The 16,331-nt window shown below is 66.4% G+C and carries 17 protein-coding genes and 1 other RNA gene; 8 read left to right on the top strand and 10 right to left on the bottom strand.

The window, feature by feature from the left end; all coding sequences use genetic code 11:
- Positions 1–62: 62 nt before the first annotated feature.
- The 3 genes from ssrS (at position 63) to BAC01S_RS15775 (ending at position 1,720) form a co-directional block, all read left to right on the top strand.
- Positions 63–244, top strand: a non-coding RNA gene (gene ssrS / locus BAC01S_RS33475) — 6S RNA.
- A 77-nt stretch (positions 245–321) separates the two neighbouring features.
- On the top strand, positions 322–789 hold the full coding sequence (locus BAC01S_RS15765; RefSeq protein ID WP_027795641.1) for an EVE domain-containing protein: 468 nt from the start codon (positions 322–324) through the stop codon (positions 787–789).
- Positions 790–988: 199 nt separating this feature from the next.
- Positions 989–1,720 carry an SIMPL domain-containing protein gene (locus tag BAC01S_RS15775; protein WP_027795642.1) on the top strand — a complete coding sequence of 244 codons (732 nt, stop codon included), beginning with the start codon at positions 989–991 and terminating at the stop codon, positions 1,718–1,720.
- Positions 1,721–1,810: 90 nt separating this feature from the next.
- Here BAC01S_RS15775 and lgt read toward each other — a convergent pair whose 3' ends face one another.
- Together lgt and BAC01S_RS15785 are read right to left on the bottom strand one after the other, a co-directional pair.
- On the bottom strand, positions 1,811–2,722 hold the full coding sequence (lgt, locus tag BAC01S_RS15780) for a prolipoprotein diacylglyceryl transferase (RefSeq protein WP_027795643.1): 912 nt from the start codon (positions 2,720–2,722) through the stop codon (positions 1,811–1,813).
- A 188-nt stretch (positions 2,723–2,910) separates the two neighbouring features.
- A complete protein-coding gene (locus tag BAC01S_RS15785) occupies positions 2,911–3,870 on the bottom strand; it encodes a LysR family transcriptional regulator (RefSeq protein WP_043202405.1) in 960 nt (319 codons plus the stop codon).
- A 156-nt stretch (positions 3,871–4,026) separates the two neighbouring features.
- Here BAC01S_RS15785 and ilvD point away from each other — a divergent pair, with 156 nt between their 5' ends.
- Together ilvD and BAC01S_RS15795 are read left to right on the top strand one after the other, a co-directional pair.
- Entirely contained in the window at positions 4,027–5,700 is a 1,674-nt protein-coding gene (gene ilvD / locus BAC01S_RS15790) for a dihydroxy-acid dehydratase (protein ID WP_027795645.1), read from the top strand.
- 271 nt (positions 5,701–5,971) lie between these two features.
- Positions 5,972–6,256: a c-type cytochrome gene (locus tag BAC01S_RS15795; protein WP_043202431.1), complete on the top strand. Its 285-nt coding sequence runs from the start codon at positions 5,972–5,974 to the stop codon at positions 6,254–6,256.
- 45 nt (positions 6,257–6,301) lie between these two features.
- On the opposite strand, the gene BAC01S_RS31435 is transcribed toward BAC01S_RS15795, so the two are convergent.
- From BAC01S_RS31435 to BAC01S_RS15810, 3 genes are read right to left on the bottom strand one after another with little or no spacing between them, the layout of a single operon-like run.
- Positions 6,302–6,712 carry a DUF2486 family protein gene (locus BAC01S_RS31435; RefSeq protein ID WP_052408755.1) on the bottom strand — a complete coding sequence of 137 codons (411 nt, stop codon included), beginning with the start codon at positions 6,710–6,712 and terminating at the stop codon, positions 6,302–6,304.
- A 35-nt stretch (positions 6,713–6,747) separates the two neighbouring features.
- The gene (locus tag BAC01S_RS15805) at positions 6,748–7,164 is read right to left on the bottom strand and encodes a DNA polymerase III subunit chi (protein ID WP_027795647.1); all 417 of its coding nucleotides are present in this window, start codon (positions 7,162–7,164) and stop codon (positions 6,748–6,750) included.
- 46 nt (positions 7,165–7,210) lie between these two features.
- Positions 7,211–8,737: a leucyl aminopeptidase gene (locus tag BAC01S_RS15810; RefSeq protein ID WP_027795648.1), complete on the bottom strand. Its 1,527-nt coding sequence runs from the start codon at positions 8,735–8,737 to the stop codon at positions 7,211–7,213.
- A gap of 134 nt (positions 8,738–8,871) precedes the next feature.
- On the opposite strand from BAC01S_RS15810, the gene lptF reads away from it, so the two are divergent.
- From lptF to BAC01S_RS15825, 3 genes are read left to right on the top strand one after another with little or no spacing between them, the layout of a single operon-like run.
- On the top strand, positions 8,872–9,972 hold the full coding sequence (lptF, locus tag BAC01S_RS15815; RefSeq protein WP_027795649.1) for an LPS export ABC transporter permease LptF: 1,101 nt from the start codon (positions 8,872–8,874) through the stop codon (positions 9,970–9,972).
- Between the two features lie 3 nt (positions 9,973–9,975).
- Positions 9,976–11,124, top strand: coding sequence for an LPS export ABC transporter permease LptG (gene lptG, locus BAC01S_RS15820; RefSeq protein WP_027795650.1), 1,149 nt, complete (start codon positions 9,976–9,978; stop codon positions 11,122–11,124).
- Between the two features lie 22 nt (positions 11,125–11,146).
- The gene (locus BAC01S_RS15825; protein ID WP_043202407.1) at positions 11,147–11,527 is read left to right on the top strand and encodes a sirohydrochlorin chelatase; all 381 of its coding nucleotides are present in this window, start codon (positions 11,147–11,149) and stop codon (positions 11,525–11,527) included.
- Between the two features lie 74 nt (positions 11,528–11,601).
- On the opposite strand, the gene cobA is transcribed toward BAC01S_RS15825, so the two are convergent.
- The 5 genes from cobA to BAC01S_RS15850 all read right to left on the bottom strand — a co-directional run bounded on the left by cobA (position 11,602) and on the right by BAC01S_RS15850 (position 16,164).
- Positions 11,602–12,381 (bottom strand): uroporphyrinogen-III C-methyltransferase, encoded by a 780-nt coding sequence (gene cobA / locus BAC01S_RS15830; protein ID WP_027795652.1) that lies wholly within the window; start codon positions 12,379–12,381, stop codon positions 11,602–11,604.
- A gap of 72 nt (positions 12,382–12,453) precedes the next feature.
- Positions 12,454–13,770, bottom strand: coding sequence for a sulfate adenylyltransferase subunit 1 (locus BAC01S_RS15835; RefSeq protein ID WP_027795653.1), 1,317 nt, complete (start codon positions 13,768–13,770; stop codon positions 12,454–12,456).
- 26 nt (positions 13,771–13,796) lie between these two features.
- Entirely contained in the window at positions 13,797–14,759 is a 963-nt protein-coding gene (gene cysD, locus BAC01S_RS15840) for a sulfate adenylyltransferase subunit CysD (RefSeq protein ID WP_027795654.1), read from the bottom strand.
- A gap of 116 nt (positions 14,760–14,875) precedes the next feature.
- A complete protein-coding gene (locus BAC01S_RS15845; protein ID WP_027795655.1) occupies positions 14,876–15,631 on the bottom strand; it encodes a phosphoadenylyl-sulfate reductase in 756 nt (251 codons plus the stop codon).
- Positions 15,628–16,164 (bottom strand): DUF934 domain-containing protein, encoded by a 537-nt coding sequence (locus BAC01S_RS15850; RefSeq protein ID WP_027795656.1) that lies wholly within the window; start codon positions 16,162–16,164, stop codon positions 15,628–15,630. The genes BAC01S_RS15845 and BAC01S_RS15850 overlap by 4 nt, the downstream gene beginning before the upstream one ends.
- Positions 16,165–16,331 lie beyond the last annotated feature (167 nt).

Genomic DNA, 16,331 nt, shown 5'->3' on the forward strand with positions numbered 1-16,331 from the left:
TGTGCCTGAGCTATCGGTTGCCAGCAGCTTTTAAGAGCAACACGTTTTAAAAGGTTTAGTCAGCTTCCCTGCCTGGTTCGCCAAGGTCATATATTCCTTGAACCAATGCCATGTGCACGGTTGCGGAAATTTGTAGCACGGGCGTGCGCGTCACTCTGTCTGATGTACCCGAAGTGCTGCTAACTGCGACCAATTCTGAACCCTCGGTTCAGGATGCCGGCCTAGCGGCTATGGCGGGGACCTATTCGAACGGCATCGGACTTGTGTCCGATGCCGTTTTTCTTTGCGGCTCCCCTTCTCTTTCTTCGTGATCTCCGACTCATGCGCTACTGGCTGATGAAGTCCGAACCCGACGAAGCAAGCATCGACGATCTCGCCCACGCAGCGCATCGCACGCTGCCGTGGACCGGCGTGCGCAACTATCAGGCGCGCAATTTCATGCGCGACACGATGCAGATTGGCGACGGCGTGCTCTTCTATCATTCGAGCTGCCCCGAGCCCGGCATCGCGGGTCTTGCCGAAGTCTCGTCGACGGCCTATCCCGATCCCACGCAGTTCGATGCAAAAAGCCCTTACTACGACGCGAAATCGACGCAGGAGAATCCGCGCTGGATGCTCGTCGACGTCGTGTTCAGGAAGAAGTGCCCGCTGATCCCGCTCGCCGCGCTGCGCGAGCACGAAGCACTTGCCGACATGCGCGTGCTGGCGAAAGGCAATCGTCTTTCGATCACGCCCGTCACGCTTGCCGAGTGGAACTTCATCACGAAGCGCCTGATGGGATCGCAATGATTGCATCGGCGAACCGCCGGCGTTAAAGATTTAAAAATCCTTACACCTGAAGGGAACCCGCGCGCCGCGGCGCCCGACTAATGGGCACGCAAACCGCGCGCGCGGCGCACGTGCCGCACAATCCTGCGCAAAGCGCAGCATGGCAGCATGAATTCGCGCGCGCCCCGGTTGCGAACCCGTTCTGCAAGGAGAGCCAACAATGAAGAGAAAAGCCGTCGTGACACTCGCCGCCGCACTCGCCGTGGCCGCGCCCATCGCGCTCACGCTCGCGCCCGGCGCCGCGTTCGCGCAGAGCGACGCGCGCTACCAGCCGGCCGGCGTGCTGTCGCTGTCCGCGCAGGCCAGTGACGAAGTCCCGCAGGACGTCGTCACGATCACGCTGTTCTACGAGCAGGAAGCCAGCGACCCCGCCTCACTGACCACGACCCTCAACCAGCGCGCCGACGCCGCATTGCAGAAGGCCAAGGGCGTGGCAGGCGTGAGCGCGCGCTCCGGCCAGTTCTCGATCTTTCCGTCCACCGACCGCGACGGCCGCATTTCCGCATGGCGCGGGCGCACCGAGGTCGTGATCGAATCGCACGATTTCGCGGCCGCCTCGAAGCTCGCGGGCGACATCTCGTCGATCATGCAGGTGGGCAACGTGCAGTTCTCGCTCTCGCCCGAAGCGCAACGCGCCGCCGAACAGAAGCTCTCGGGCGAAGCGATTGCCTCGTTCCGCGAGCAGGCCACGGCGGCCGCGCGCGCGTTCGGCTACGGCAGCTATACGATCCGCGAGGTCAACGTGGGCCATGCGGGCGTGCCGCCGCGCCCGATGATGATGATGGCCGCGCGCGCGATGTCGGCCGATGCGAAGGCCGCGCCGCCGGTGCCGCTCGAGGGCGGCACGTCGACCGTGACCGTCACCGTGTCAGGGTCGGTGCAGATGAAGTGACGGCGAAGCGCGCCGCAATACTCGGTGCGCACGCAACGAAAAAGCCCGGTCGCGATGACCGGGCTTTTTCATGGTAGCGAGCCGGCTCGCTCAGCTTTTCGCATTGGCGGTCTGCGTGCCCTTGCGGCCCGCCGCGCGACGGTAGGCCCAGATCATCATGATCACGCCCGCGATGATCATCGGCAGCGAAAGCCACTGCCCCATCGAAAGACCGAGCGCGAGCAGGCCGAGGAAGTCGTCGGGCTCGCGCGCGAATTCCACGGTGAAGCGCGCGAGGCCATAGCCGATCAGGAACACTGCCGAGATCGCCCCCACCGGACGCTCCTTGCGCGAGAAAAAGATCAGCACGAGGAAGAGCGCGATGCCTTCGAGCGCGATCTCGTAGAGCTCCGAAGGATGGCGCGGCAGCATGTGGTATTGCGCGAAGACTTCGTTGAGATGCCACGCGGCGGCCTGCTGCGGATGCGCCGCGAGCCATCCCGCGTCCTCGCTGGAGGCGCTCGGGAACATCATGGCCCAGGGCGCGTCGGGCGACGTCACACGGCCCCACAGCTCGCCGTTGATGAAGTTGCCAAGGCGTCCCGCGGCGAGCCCCGTGGGCACCATCGGCGCGACGAAGTCGGTAACTTGCAGCCACGTGCGGCCGCGCTGCCACGCGAACAGGACCATCGCGAAGGTCACGCCGAGAAAGCCGCCGTGAAACGACATGCCGCCTTCCCACACCTTGAAGATGTCGAGCGGATGCGCGAAGTACCAGTCCGCCTTGTAGAACAGCACGTAGCCAAGACGGCCGCCCAGGATCGTGCCCAGCACGCCGTAGAACAGCATGTCGTCGATGTCTTTGGCGGTCCAGCCCTGCGCGGCCACGTAGGGCAGGCGCAGGCGCAGACGGCCGATCACGATCGCGAGAATGAAGCCGACGAGGTACATGAGGCCGTACCAGCGCACGGCGAGCGGCCCCAGGTGAATGGCGACGGGGTCGAGGTTCGGGTGAATGAGCATCGTGAGATCAGTTCTTCCGTTTCGGCGATAAAAAGATATCCGGTGGGCGGGGGCGGCCACGCGAGCGTTGGACGCCTCGCGGCCGGCAGGGTTCGCGGCGCAACATTATCGCCGACGCGGGCGCCGCGACGCGCATTCTGGCACGCGAACGTGAACGAGACCGCGGGGACACGCCGCGCGGCGGCCGCTCAGGCGTGGAAAGGCGCCTCCACGTTCGCCGCGTGGGCGCGCACGATGTCGATGAAGGCCGCCAGCACCGGGCTCACGTCCCCCGATCGCCACGCGAGTCCCGTTTCGATGCTGCGCCCCTCGCCGGCAAGCGGCCGGTAAGCCACACCCGTGCGCCGCAGATGCCGCAGCGAGCGCGGCACGAGCGCGATGCCCATGCCCGCCGAAACGAGACTCACGATCGTCTGCATCTGGATCGCCTCCTGGCCCACGCGCGGCGCCAGCGCGGCCGCGCCGTAGCAGTCCATGATCGCATCGTAGAAGCCAGGCGCCAGTTGGCGCGGAAACACGACCAGCGGCACTTCGGCGAGGTCGCGCAGGCTCACGGGCGCGTCGCTCCAGTCGTCGGCGGCCGGACCGCCCGTGCGTGCCGACAAGGCGCCCGGCATGGCGGCCACGAGCGGCTCGCGCGCCACCGGCAGGTAGGCCAGCTGCGCCGCGTAGCGCGGCGGCAGGGGCCCGATCACGAGGCCCGCGTCGATGCGCCCCGCCACCAGCTCTTCCACCTGCACGTCGCTCGTTGCCTCGGCCAGTTGCAGGCGCACGCGCGGATAGCGGGCGCCGAAGTCGCGCAGCAGCAGCGGCAGGAGGCCATAGTCGGCCGTGGAGACGAACGAGAGCGCCAGCGTGCCCGCCTCGCCGCGCGCGAGGCTCTGCGCGAGCGGGCGCAGCGCCTCGGCGGCCGCAAGAAGGCGGCGCACCTCGGGCAGCAGGTCGGCGCCCACGGCCGTCAACTCGACCGAGCGGCGTGTGCGTGCGAACAGCTCCACGCCCAGCACGTCCTCCAGCGCCCGGATCGCCTGCGAAAGCGGCGGCTGCGTCATCGAAAGGCGCGCCGCCGCGCGGCCGAAGTGCTGCTCCTCGGCGACGGCCACGAAATAGCGCAACTGGCGCAGATCGGGAAGATTCGGGCTGGTCATTGATACTTTTTTCGACTCAATCAGGCTTGAATAATATATTGGACATTCGGCTCGCGAAACTGCAATCTGCTGCAGACAGGCCGGCGCGTCCTCGCGAGGACACCAGAAACCCACCGTTAAAGCCGGCATTCGAGACACCGCCCCAAGGAGGTCCCCATGCCCTACAACCGTCGTTCGAAGCACATCACGCAAGGCGTCGCCCGTTCGCCGAACCGTTCGATGTATTACGCGCTCGGCTACGAGAAGGCCGACTTCGACAAGCCGATGATCGGCATCGCCAACGGCCACTCCACCATCACGCCCTGCAACGCGGGCCTGCAGCGCCTCGCCGATGCCGCCGTCGCGGCCGTGAAGGGCGCGGACGCGAATCCGCAGACCTTCGGCACGCCGACGATCTCGGACGGCATGTCGATGGGCACCGAGGGCATGAAGTACTCGCTCGTCTCGCGCGAAGTGATCGCCGACTGCATCGAGACCTGCGTGCAGGGCCAGTGGATGGACGGCGTGGTGGTGATCGGCGGCTGCGACAAGAACATGCCGGGCGGCATGATGGCGCTCGCGCGCATGAACGTGCCGGGCATTTATGTGTACGGCGGCACGATCCGTCCGGGCCACTGGAAGGGCAAGGATCTCACCATCGTCTCGGCGTTCGAGGCGGTCGGCGAGTTCACGGCCGGCCGCATGTCCGAAGAGGACTTCGAAGGGGTCGAGAAAAACGCATGTCCCTCCACGGGATCGTGCGGCGGCATGTACACGGCGAATACGATGAGTTCGTCGTTCGAGGCGCTCGGCATGTCGCTCCTGTATTCGTCGACGATGGCCAACCCCGATCAGGAAAAGGTCGACTCGGCGGCGGAGTCGGCACGCGTGCTCGTTGAAGCCGTCAAGAAGGATCTCAAGCCGCGCGACATCATCACGAAGCAGTCGATCGAAAACGCCGTGGCGCTCATCATGGCCACGGGCGGCTCGACCAACGCCGTGCTGCACTACCTCGCCATCGCGCACGCCGCCGAGATCGACTGGACCATCGACGACTTCGAGCGCATGCGCAAGAAAGTGCCCGTGATCTGCGACCTGAAACCCTCGGGCCAGTATGTCGCAACCGACCTGCACGACGCCGGCGGCATTCCCCAGGTGCTCAGGATCCTGCTCGACGCGGGCCTGTTGCACGGCGACTGCATGACCATCACGGGCAAGACGATCGCGGAAGAACTGAAGGACGTACCCTCGAAGCCGCGTGCGGACCAGAAGGTGATCTTCCCCATCGAACAGGCGCTGTACAACGCGGGCCACCTCGCGATCCTCAAGGGCAATCTCGCGACAGAGGGCGCCGTCGCCAAGATCACGGGCCTGAAGAATCCCGTCATCACCGGCCCGGCCCGCGTGTTCGACGATGAACAGAGCGCGCTGGAAGCCATCCTCGCGGACAAGATCCAGGCCGGCGACGTGGTCGTGCTGCGCTACCTCGGTCCGAAGGGCGGGCCGGGCATGCCGGAGATGCTCGCGCCAACCTCGGCCATCATCGGCAAGGGGCTCGGCGAATCGGTCGGCCTCATCACCGACGGCCGCTTCTCGGGCGGCACCTGGGGCATGGTGGTGGGGCACGTCGCGCCGGAGGCGTTCGAAGGCGGTCTCATCGCGCTCGTGCAGGAAGGCGATTCGATCACCATCGACGCTCACAAGCTGCTCCTGCAGCTGAACGTGGACGAAGCCGAGCTCGCGCGCCGCCGCGCCGCCTGGCGGCAGCCCGCGCCGCGTTACACGCGCGGCGTGATGGCCAAGTACGCGGCCCTCGCGCGGCCGGCGAACGAGGGCGCGGTGACGGGCTGATCGACGATTACAGCCGTAACCGTAATCTGCGGTGTGATTCAGGGCGCACGGAAAATCGTGCGCCCTTTGCTTTTATAATGCGACCACACTACAGCAGCCGGCGCTCACGCTGGCGGAGACCAGCATGAACCAGAAGTCGCAAGCGAAAAAGATAACAGCGACGCTCGCCGCCGCACTCCCGCTGGCGCTCGCCGCGGGGACGGCCTGCGCCCAGAACGGGCTGGCGGGGCAACCGGAACCGGCTACCCAGATCGCGCAAACAGCACCTCAAATGGCACAAGCGGCCCCGGCGGCCCAGCCCGCGCCAACGGGCCTCGCCCTCGCGCAGCAGCAGAACTGCATGAGCTGCCATTCGGTGAACCGCGCTTTCATGGGGCCGGCGTTGCGCGACGTGGCGTCGAAGTACGCGTCGAAGCCCGACGCGCCAACCTATCTCGTGCACAAGATCATGGAAGGCAGCAACGGCGTGTGGGGCACCGTGCCCATGCCCGCCAACACGCAGCTCAGTCCCGCTCAGGCGGCAACGCTCGCGCGCTGGATCCTCACGCTGAAGTAAAGCCCGCGGGCTCGCTTCGCTCGCATTGCGCCCGGGCGTGGCGGATCAGCCGCCGCCCGACTCGGGCGGAACCCCCGAGCGCGCCGCCAGTTCCTCGCGCACAGCGGCCCGCACCCAGCCCTTGAGCTCCGTTTCGAGCGCGAGGCCGATCTCGCGCGACACATGGCCCACGAGCCAATGCGTGTGTTCCTGCAAGGCGGCGTTGCAGCGCGCCTCGATCACGTTGCGGCCTTCGCCGGTGAGCCAGGTCAGGCAGCGCCCGCGCAGGCGCTCGACGAGCGCGTCGGCGTCGTGTGCGAACAGGCCGTCTTCGGCGGCCGGCGCCGGTACGGCCGCCGGGGCCTCCGCTGCGAAGGTCTGCGCCAGCGGCGTGACAGCACGCAGCGGATTGCCGGGCACGAGGGTATCCGTCAAGAGCGGAATCGAGGCGTCGTTGATGTCATGAACGTCCGACATGAGAACCTCCGTCGATCGGGAAAGCCCGCGCGGCCTTAGCCGCCGGGCTTGTAGTTGTTCAGCGCGTAGCCGCGATCGCGGTAATAGCGATAGCGCTCGCGGCCAGACGCGAGTTCGTCCGGCGCATCGCCGACCACTTCCAGCAGACGCTCGAAGCGCGCGAATTGCGCCGGCACCGCCGCGCCGAGATTGAGCAGCACGCGGTGATGCGGGGCCCGCTCGAGGTCCGCTGCCAGCACGACAGGCGTGCCCGCGGCGAGCGGGCTCTCGGCCATGCAGTGCGGCACGAAGTCGAGCGCCGAAAAGGTCCACAGCATCGCGTCGAAGGCACGCAGGCGCGCAGGCTCCGCCAGCACGACCGCCTGCTCGCCTGCCAGGTACGCCTTGCGCACGAGCCGGCACGCGTATGCAAGCGAATCGCCGACGTTCGTATGAAAGTCGATGCGCGTCATCGCCCGCTCCACGCGTGAGCCAGAACCGTGCCCGCTACCGCTTGCGTCATTGGCCAGAGCGACCGTCCGCGGCCCGGTCGATCAGGAACTGCGAGAGAAGCGGCACCGGGCGGCCCGTCGCGCCCTTCGCCGCACCGCTCTTCCAGGCGGTGCCGGCGATGTCGAGGTGGGCCCACGGATAGCTTTCCGTGAAGCGCGACAGGAAGCACGCCGCCGTCACGCTGCCCGCCGGACGCCCGCCGATATTGGCGAGGTCGGCGAAATTCGACTTCAGCTGCTCCTGGTACTCTTCGTCGAGCGGCAGACGCCAGGCCGGGTCGCTCGCTTCGCGCGAGGCGTCGAGCAGTTCGCCCGCCAGCGCATCGTCCGTCGAGAACAGGCCGCTGTTGTGGTGGCCGAGCGCGATGATGCACGCGCCCGTGAGCGTCGCGATGTCGACCACGGCGGCCGGCTTGAAGCGCTCGGCGTAGGTGAGCGCGTCGCAGAGGATCAGGCGCCCTTCGGCGTCGGTGTTGAGCACCTCCACGGTCAGGCCCGCCATCGTCGTGACGATGTCGCCCGGCTTGGTCGCGTTGCCGGCAGGCATGTTCTCGCAGGTGGGGATGATACCGATCACGTTGAGCTTCAGGCCCATCTCGGCGACAGCACGCAGCGTGCCCAGCACCGAGCCCGCGCCGCACATGTCGTACTTCATTTCGTCCATGCCCTCGCCGGGCTTGAGCGAGATGCCGCCCGTGTCGAACGTGATGCCCTTGCCCACCAGCACCACCGGCGCAGCCTTGGCGGGCGCGCCCTGATAGTGCAGCACGATGAACTGCGGCGGCTCGACCGAACCCTTCGTCACCGAAAGGAACGAGCCCATCTTGAGCGCCTCGATCTGGCGCTGGCCCAGCACCTCGACCTTCAACTTCCAGTCGCGCGCGAGCTTCTTCGCGGTGGCGGCGAGGTAGGTGGGCGTACAAACGTTGCCGGGCAGGTTGCCGAGGTCGCGCGTGAGGTCCATGCCGTTGGCGATCGCGGTGGCCTGCTTCGCGGCGAGCTTGGCGGCCTTCTCGTCGCCGGCGTCGACGCTGAAGACGGTGCGTTTGAGCGCGCGGGCCGCGGTGTCCGGCTTGCTCTTCATCTGCGTGAAGCGGTAGATCTCGCCGCGCAGCGCCAGAATGGCGGCGCGCACGGCCCAGTCGCTCGAACGCTCCTTGATGGGCAGTTGCGCGAGCGTGAACGTGATCTGGGCGATTTTCGTGCCGAGGATGGCGCGCCAGGCGGCCTTGACGGCTTCGCCGTAGGCCTTCTGGCCGAAGGCGTCCTGCTTGCCGAGGCCGACCAGCAGCACGCGCGAGGCGCCGATACCCGTCACTTCCGGCAGAAACAGCGCGGAACCGGCCTTGCCGTCGATGTCGCCGGCCTTGACGACGCGCGCGATCGTGCCGCCGATGGCGTTGTCGATCGCGAACGCGGCGCCGGACAAGGTCTGGGCCTCGAACACGCCGACCACGATGCAATCCGACTTGCCGGTCAGGGACGCGCCGTCCCCGCCTTTGCTCCAGTCACAGGCTTTTATGCTAAAGTCCATCGCGCTTGTCCTCGGATAAAATCTGGGCTTAGGATGAAAGCCGCAATTATCCGCTATTTTTCCCGCGGCGGCTCCTGGTCGGATGCGCGAGCTACGCGGCGTCCGGTACGGGCTCCCCGCCCCACTCATCAAGAATGATCTTCGAACGTTCCCTGCAGCGCGAACTCGCGTACACGGCCGGCGCCGTGTTCATGGTTCTGCTCACGATCATGCTGACGACGATGATGATCCGCATCGTCGGTTTTGCCGCCTCGGGCCAGGTCGACCCGCGGGACGTGCTCGTCCTGATCGGGCTGACCGTGATCGGCTACATGGCCGTGATGCTCATCGTCACCCTGTTCGTGTCGATCCTGTTCGTGCTCACGCGCTGGTACAAGGACTCCGAAATGGTGGTCTGGCTTGCCTCCGGGGTGAGCCTCACGCGCCTCATCAAGCCGATCGCCCTCTTCACGGCGCCTATCTTCGCGCTGATCGTGTTCTTCGCGTTCATCGGCTGGCCGTGGTCGAATGCGCAGAGCAAGCTGATCCGCGCGCGCTTCCAGCAGCGCGATGAAGTGTCGCTGCTGGCGCCCGGCCAGTTCCGCGAGTCGCCCACCACGCACCGCGTGTTCTTCATCCAGAGCATGACGGCCGACCAGTCGCACGTGCAAAACGTGTTCGTCACGAGCACGGACAACGGCAAGGTCAGCGTGATCGTCTCGAAGACGGGCCACACCGAAACCATGAAGGGCGGCGACCGCTTCGTCGTGCTGGAGAACGGCCGCCGCTACGACGGGCAGCCGGGCCAGCCGGATTTCCGCATCATGGAATTCCAGCGCTACGGCGTGAAGATCCAGAGCCAGCCCGTGGTCTCGGTGCCCACGGCCAGCACCACCTCCACGCTGGGCCTGCTGCGCCATCCGACCAACGACAATCTCGGCGAACTCGCCTGGCGCTGCGGCCTGCCGCTCATCGCGCTCAACCTGATGCTGCTCGCCATTCCGCTCGCCTATCAGAATCCGCGGCGTGGGCGCACCATCAACCTCGTCATGGCCGTGCTGATCTACCTCACCTATTCGAATCTGCTGAACGTCGTGCAGTCGCAGATCGAGCAGGGCAAGATGTCGTTCGCCGTCGGCCTCGTCGCCCTGCACATCGTCGTGTTCGCGCTCGTCGTGTTCATCTTCTGGATACGCGTGCGCAACCGGCCGCTCTTCACCCGCGCGACGTTCCAGCGCGCGTCGCAGGGGAGCTGAGCGATGCGCATCTACGAAAAGTATTTCGCGCGCCAGGTCTACGTGACCTTCATCTTCATCCTGTTCGCGTTCTCGGGTCTGTTCTTCTTCTTCGACCTGATCAACGAGCTGAATTCGGTGGGCCACGGCAACTACAAGTTCAGCTATGCCGTGCTGCGCGTCGCGCTGCAGACGCCTTCGCGCTTCTACGAAATCATCCCGGTCGCGGCGCTCATCAGCTCGATCTACGTGTTCGCGCAGATGGCCGCCAATTCCGAGTACACGATCTTCCGCGTCTCGGGCCTCGCCACGCGCGAAGCGCTGTGGTCGCTGCTCAAGATCGGCGTGCCGCTCGTCTTCATCACCTACGTGGTTGGCGAAGTGATCGGCCCGTACACGGACCAGCTCTCGGAGCGCGTGCGTCTCGAAGCGCTCGGTTCGGCGGTGTCCAGCGACTTCCAGTCGGGTGTCTGGGTGAAGGACACGCTCACCCAGCGCGCGGACGGCGAGCAGGTCACGCGCTTCGTGAACGTCGGCAAGCTGCAGCCCGACGCGACCATTACCGACGTGCGCATCTACGAATTCGACTCGCAGTTCCGGCTCACGAACGTGCGGCTCGCGCAATCGGGCCGCTATGAGTCGCCGGGCCACTGGCTGCTCAAGGACGTCACCGACACCGAGCTCGTCGGCGTGCCGCCGCCGACGAACCAGCCCGTGGACGCGCTCAATCCGGTCTATCGCGCCGTGCAGACCGCGACGCCCGAATATTCGCTGCGCTCCGAGCTCACGCCGCAGATCCTTTCGGTTCTGCTCGTGTCGCCGGACAATATGTCGATGTTCAATCTGTTCCGCTATATCCAGCACTTGAACGAAAACCATCAGGACGCGCAGCGCTACAACATCGCGCTCTGGCGCAAGCTGCTCTACCCGTTCGCGGTGTTCGTGATGCTCGTGCTCTCGCTGCCGTTCGCGTATCTGCATACGCGCGCGGGCGTGGTGGGCGTGAAGGTGTTCGGCGGAATCATGCTCGGCATGAGCTTCCAGTTGCTGAACACGCTGTTCTCGCATATGGGCACGCTGAATACGTGGCCCGCGCCGCTCACGGCGGCGACACCCGGCCTCATTTATCTCGTGCTCGGGCTGGTGGGCCTCAAATGGGTCGACCGGCACTAGCGAACCGACCTTGGGGACGGCGATGAACGGCAAGCATGGCGTGATTCTCTTCGGCCACGGCGCGCGCGACGCGCGCTGGCAGGAGCCGTTCACTCGGCTCGCCGCGAAGCTCGCCGCGGTGCACGGCGACGCGGGCCCGGTCAGCCTCGCCTTCCTCGAACTCATGACGCCGGACCTGCCCACCGCGGTCGCGGAGCAGGCCGCCGCAGGCTGCGCGACGATCACGGTCGTACCGGTGTTCTTCGGTCAGGGCGGCCATGTGCGCCGCGACCTGCCGGAAATCGTCGCGCGCTGCCAGGCTGCGCATCCCGGCGCGCGGTTGCGCTGCGCGGGCGCAGTGGGCGAGGACGATGGCGTGCTCGACGCGGTGGTGCAGTACTGTTTAGGGGTGCTGCGCGACTGAGCGGCGCGAGGGAATGCGAAAGCGCCAATGGCGCTCAAATGAAGGGGGAGCCGTCCGGCGCCCCCTTTTTCGTTTCAGGCTGCGGCGCGCCGCCCGGTAGGGTGTGCCTCATCCGACCCGGCATCCGTCGCGCCCTGCTGATCGGCCCGCGCGGCAAACGCTTCGCCGATCATCAGAAGGCTCGGCTGCGTTGCATCGAGCCAATCCTGCGCGCGGCCCGCCGCCAACTCCGCGAGCGTCAGCGTGAGCGTGCGTTCGCGCGCCGTGCTGCACGCCTCGACGATCGCCACCGGCGTCGCGCCCGCGCGTCCCGCTTCGATCAGCTCGCGCGCGATCTCGGGCGCGCTGTCGCGGCCCATGTAGAACACCAGTGAATCCGCCTTCACCTGCTCGCGGATTTCGGCGGAGTCGGCCGCGCGCGAGTGCGTTGCGAGCGCGACGCTGCGCGCTACGCCGCGCAGCGTGAGCGAGCGGTGCAGCGCAGCCGCGCCCGCAAGCGCCGCCGTGATGCCGGGCACGATCTCGTAGTCGATGCCTGCCGCTTCGAGCGCGCGCATTTCCTCGTCGGCGCGGCCAAACAGCATCGGGTCGCCGCCCTTCAGGCGCACGACCACGGCATGCTCGCGCGCCGCGTCCACAAGCTGCTTGTTGATGAAGTGCTGCGCCGTCGAGCGTTGCCCGCAGCGCTTGCCGACCGCGATGAACTTCGCATGCTTCGGCGCATAGTCGAGCATGGCCGGCTCGACGAGCGCGTCGTGCAGCACCACGTCCGCCTCGCCGAGCAGGCGCGCGCCGCGTACCGTGATGAGGTCCGCAGCGCCTGGTCCCGCGCCGATCAGATATACCTTGCCCATATGCTTTCCTGAATCCTGTTGCCGCTCGCGCCCCGCGCCCGGCTACGCGGGCGGCGCGGCACGGGGCTTCACTCAGGCCGAGAACGCGCGGATCATGCCCGCCGCCACCGTGTGGTGCGTGGCTTCGTCGATCAGGACGAACGCGCCGGTGCCGGGATGCGAATCATACAGATCGCAGACCAGCGGCTTTTGCAGCGTGAGCGCCACGCGGCCGATGTCGTTCATCGCGAGGTCGTGCCGGTCGGTGGCGTGCGAAAGCGTATGCACGTCGAGCACCTGCTTGACCGCGCCGATCTTCGCGAACACCGTGCTCGTGGTCTGCTTGAGCAGATACTTGCGCTGCGTCGAAAGCGGCTCTTCGTCGAACCAGCAGAGGTCCGCTTCGAGCTTCTTCGCGGGCTGTGCGGCATCCGTTGCCGGCACGAAGGTGTCGCCGCGCGAGACGTCCACGTCTTCCGTGAGGCGAATCGTGACGGTCTGACCCGCGAACGCGCGATTCACCTGCGCCGTGCCGCCCGGCACCGGCGCGATGATTTCGGCGACCGTCGCGTTGCGGCCTGCCGGCAGCACCGTAATGGCGTCGCCGACTTTCACTTCGCCTGCCTCGACGCGGCCCATGTAGCCGCGGAAGTCGTCGGCGCTCGAACCGTCCTGGCGCGCGACCCATTGCACCGGGAAGCGCAGCGCGTCGCCCGTGGCCTGCTCGACCGGCAGCGCCTCGAGCACGTCGAGCAGCGGCGCGTCCGCGTACCACGGCATGCGCTCGCTCGCGGAAACGATGTTGTCGCCCTTGAGCGCCGAAACCGGCACGAAGCGCACGTCTTCGAGACCAAGCTGGCGCGCGAGTTCGACATAGGCCTCGCGAATCTGGTTGAAGACCGCTTCGCTGTAGTCGACGAGGTCCATCTTGTTGATCGCGACGATCACGTGCTGCAGGCCGAGCAGCTTGACGATCGCGCTGTGGCGCTTGGTCTGCGGCAGCAGTTGCGTCACGCCGTTCTCGACCGTCACGCGCGTGGGGTCGATCAGAATGATCGCGGCGTGCGCCGTCGAGGCGCCCGTGACCATGTTGCGCGTGTACTGCTCGTGGCCCGGCGTGTCGGCGATGATGAACTTGCGCTTGGCCGTGGCGAAGTAGCGGTACGCCACGTCGATCGTGATGCCCTGCTCGCGCTCGGCTTCGAGGCCGTCGGTCAAGAGCGAGAGGTCGATCTCGTCGCCCACCGTGCGCTTGTTCTTCGCACGCGAGAGCGCCGAGAGCTGGTCGCTCAACACCGCCTTGCTGTCGTACAGCAGGCGGCCGATCAGCGTGCTCTTGCCGTCGTCCACGCTGCCCGCCGTGATGAAGCGCAGCACGCCGAGGTCTTCAGGTTGATGCGTAGTGCTCATAGTGAATCTCTGTCCTCAACGTGCTCTTAGAAATAACCTTGCTTCTTGCGCTGTTCCATCGCGGCTTCGGACGTCTGATCGTCCATGCGCGTCGCGCCGCGCTCCGTGATTTCGGTCACGGCCGTTTCGGCGATGATCTTCTCGACGGTGTCGGCATCGCTTTCCACGGGGCACGTGCAGCTGATGTCGCCCACCGTGCGGAAGCGCACGAGCGCCGATTCGCTCGTTTCGCCTTCCTTCATCGGCGTGAGCGGCGTGACCGGCACGAGCAGGCCGTTGCGGCGCACGATCTCGCGCTGGTGCGCGTAGTAGATCGACGGCAGTTCGAGCTTTTCGCGCTCGATGTATTGCCACACGTCGAGCTCGGTCCAGTTCGAGATCGGGAACACGCGCAGGTGCTCGCCCTTGTGCAGGCGCGCGTTGTAGAGGCTCCAGAGTTCGGGGCGCTGCGCCTTCGGGTCCCACTGGCCGAATTCGTCGCGGAACGAGAAGATGCGCTCCTTCGCGCGGGCCTTCTCTTCGTCGCGGCGCGCACCGCCGATCATCGCCGTGTAGCCGTATTGCTCGATGGTTTCGAGCAGCGTGACAGCCTGGGCGGCGTTGCGCGAATCCGTTTCGCGGCGCAGACGCACGGTGCCGCGCTTGATCGAATCCTCGACGTGGCCCACCACGAGCTCAGCGCCGATTTCGGCCGCGCGGCGGTCGCGGAAGTCGATCACTTCGGCGTAGTTGTGGCCCGTGTCGATGTGCACGAGCGGGAATGGCAGCGAGGTCTTGCGGTTGGCGCCGAGGCCGAATGCCTTCAGCGCGAGCGCGAGCACGACCACCGAATCCTTGCCGCCCGAGAACAGCAGCGCCGGCTTGCTGCACTCGGCAACCAGTTCGCGCAGGATGTGGATCGACTCGGCTTCGAGCCAGTCGAGGTGGTCCATGCGGTTCGCGGTCACTTGAAGCGGTGCATTCACGGTAGGTTCGAGCGTCGTGCTCATGTTGAGATCCTTCGTTGATTCACACCGCCGCCGAAAATCGCGAGGGCAGTGCGACTTGCTTGCTCTACGACAGCGCGCATGCAGGGATCAAGCCTGCGGCGCGCCAGCTTTCAATTTTAACTCGCGTGCCCCGTGGCCTGCACTTCCACCACCGGGATCGCCGAAATCGGGCTGATATGCAGGCCGCATTCCTTCGTGTCGCGCGACTCCCACCACCAGCGGCCCGCCCGGCTGTCCTCGCCGGGGCGCACGGCGCGCGTGCAGGGCTCGCAGCCGATGCTCGGATAGCCGCGTGCGTGCAGCGGGTTCACGGGCACGTCGAAGGCGCGCAGATAGGTCCACACTTCCGCTTCGGTCCAGTCCGCGATCGGGTTGAACTTGGCGATGTCGCGCGCGCCGTCGTGCTCTTCCTCATGCAGCTCCGCGCGCGTGACCGACTGCTCGCGGCGCTGTCCCGTCACCCAGGCCGAAACGCCCGAAAGCGCGCGGTTCAACGGCTCGACCTTGCGGATCTCGCAGCAGCGCTTGCGCAGATCGACGCTTTCGTAGAAGGCGTTCAGACCATGCTGGGCGACGTACTCGTCCACGGCGTCCTGTTGCGGATGGAATTGCTCGATCTCGTAGCCGTAGCGCTCGCGCACCCGGTCGATCATGCCGAGCGTTTCCGCGTGCAGGCGGCCCGTGTTCAGCGAGAAGATGCCGATCTTCACGCCGCGCGAGAGGATTGCGTGCGTGAGCAGCATGTCTTCGGCCGCGAGGCTGCTCGCGAGCTTCACGTCGGCGTGGCGCGCGGCGATCGAATCGAGCAGCGCGTCGAGGCGCTCGATCTTCGCCTGCAAGTCGGCCGTGACAACGCTATCGACGGCGCTCATGCTGCTGCCCCTTGCTGGGCCAAACGGCGCCGGAACAGCGGCGAAGGCTCGTCGAACGCGCCCTGATACTGCACCGTAAACTCCGTGAACGCCTTGAGCGCGTCGTGCAGATCCTTGTCGGCGCGCAGCGCGTAGGCATCGAAACCGCAGCGCTCGTAGAAGCGCAACTGGTCGCGCAGCACGTCGCCAATCGCGCGCAGTTCGCCCTTGTAGCCATGGCGTTCGCGCAGTAGGCGCGCCGTGGAATAGCCACGACCGTCGCGGAACACCGGAAAATCCACCGCGATCAACGCAAGCCTGTCGAAGTCCGCGGCGATGTCAGCCGGTTCGCTGTCCGGTTCGAGCCATACGCCCAGTTCGTCCTTGCTGCGCGAGGCAACCAGTGCGTCGCGATGGGCCTGCCACAGCGCGAGCGGCACGATAACCTTGCCCGCGGGCAGCGCGACGACGTCCGGCAGCGCACCATCTTCAGCGGCACGCACCACGGTCCAGCTGTCTTCGACGATCGCGCGGTTCTTGATAATCTGCGTCATGAAAGTCAATCCTCGTTGCGTGCGGTTCAGGCGTGCGCCGGCTGGCGCGAGGCGTACACGCGCTCCTTGAAGGGCGCGATGCCGATGCGGTCGTACGTGTCGATGAAACGCTCGCCGTCGATGCGATGTGCGACGAACGTATCGATCACCTTCTGCACGACGTCCGG

It is taken from the genome of Paraburkholderia acidipaludis NBRC 101816 (genome assembly GCF_000684975.1).
GTDB classification, from domain to species: domain Bacteria; phylum Pseudomonadota; class Gammaproteobacteria; order Burkholderiales; family Burkholderiaceae; genus Paraburkholderia; species Paraburkholderia acidipaludis.

Coding starts and splice junctions, on each gene's coding strand:
- BAC01S_RS15765 (WP_027795641.1), top strand. CDS start 322: ATGCGCTACTGGCTGATGAAGTCCGAACCCGACGAAGCAAGCATCGAC.
- BAC01S_RS15775 (WP_027795642.1), top strand. CDS start 989: ATGAAGAGAAAAGCCGTCGTGACACTCGCCGCCGCACTCGCCGTGGCC.
- lgt (WP_027795643.1), bottom strand. CDS start 2,722: ATGCTCATTCACCCGAACCTCGACCCCGTCGCCATTCACCTGGGGCCG.
- BAC01S_RS15785 (WP_043202405.1), bottom strand. CDS start 3,870: ATGACCAGCCCGAATCTTCCCGATCTGCGCCAGTTGCGCTATTTCGTG.
- ilvD (WP_027795645.1), top strand. CDS start 4,027: ATGCCCTACAACCGTCGTTCGAAGCACATCACGCAAGGCGTCGCCCGT.
- BAC01S_RS15795 (WP_043202431.1), top strand. CDS start 5,972: ATGGCACAAGCGGCCCCGGCGGCCCAGCCCGCGCCAACGGGCCTCGCC.
- BAC01S_RS31435 (WP_052408755.1), bottom strand. CDS start 6,712: ATGTCGGACGTTCATGACATCAACGACGCCTCGATTCCGCTCTTGACG.
- BAC01S_RS15805 (WP_027795647.1), bottom strand. CDS start 7,164: ATGACGCGCATCGACTTTCATACGAACGTCGGCGATTCGCTTGCATAC.
- BAC01S_RS15810 (WP_027795648.1), bottom strand. CDS start 8,737: ATGGACTTTAGCATAAAAGCCTGTGACTGGAGCAAAGGCGGGGACGGC.
- lptF (WP_027795649.1), top strand. CDS start 8,872: ATGATCTTCGAACGTTCCCTGCAGCGCGAACTCGCGTACACGGCCGGC.
- lptG (WP_027795650.1), top strand. CDS start 9,976: ATGCGCATCTACGAAAAGTATTTCGCGCGCCAGGTCTACGTGACCTTC.
- BAC01S_RS15825 (WP_043202407.1), top strand. CDS start 11,147: ATGAACGGCAAGCATGGCGTGATTCTCTTCGGCCACGGCGCGCGCGAC.
- cobA (WP_027795652.1), bottom strand. CDS start 12,381: ATGGGCAAGGTATATCTGATCGGCGCGGGACCAGGCGCTGCGGACCTC.
- BAC01S_RS15835 (WP_027795653.1), bottom strand. CDS start 13,770: ATGAGCACTACGCATCAACCTGAAGACCTCGGCGTGCTGCGCTTCATC.
- cysD (WP_027795654.1), bottom strand. CDS start 14,759: ATGAGCACGACGCTCGAACCTACCGTGAATGCACCGCTTCAAGTGACC.
- BAC01S_RS15845 (WP_027795655.1), bottom strand. CDS start 15,631: ATGAGCGCCGTCGATAGCGTTGTCACGGCCGACTTGCAGGCGAAGATC.
- BAC01S_RS15850 (WP_027795656.1), bottom strand. CDS start 16,164: ATGACGCAGATTATCAAGAACCGCGCGATCGTCGAAGACAGCTGGACC.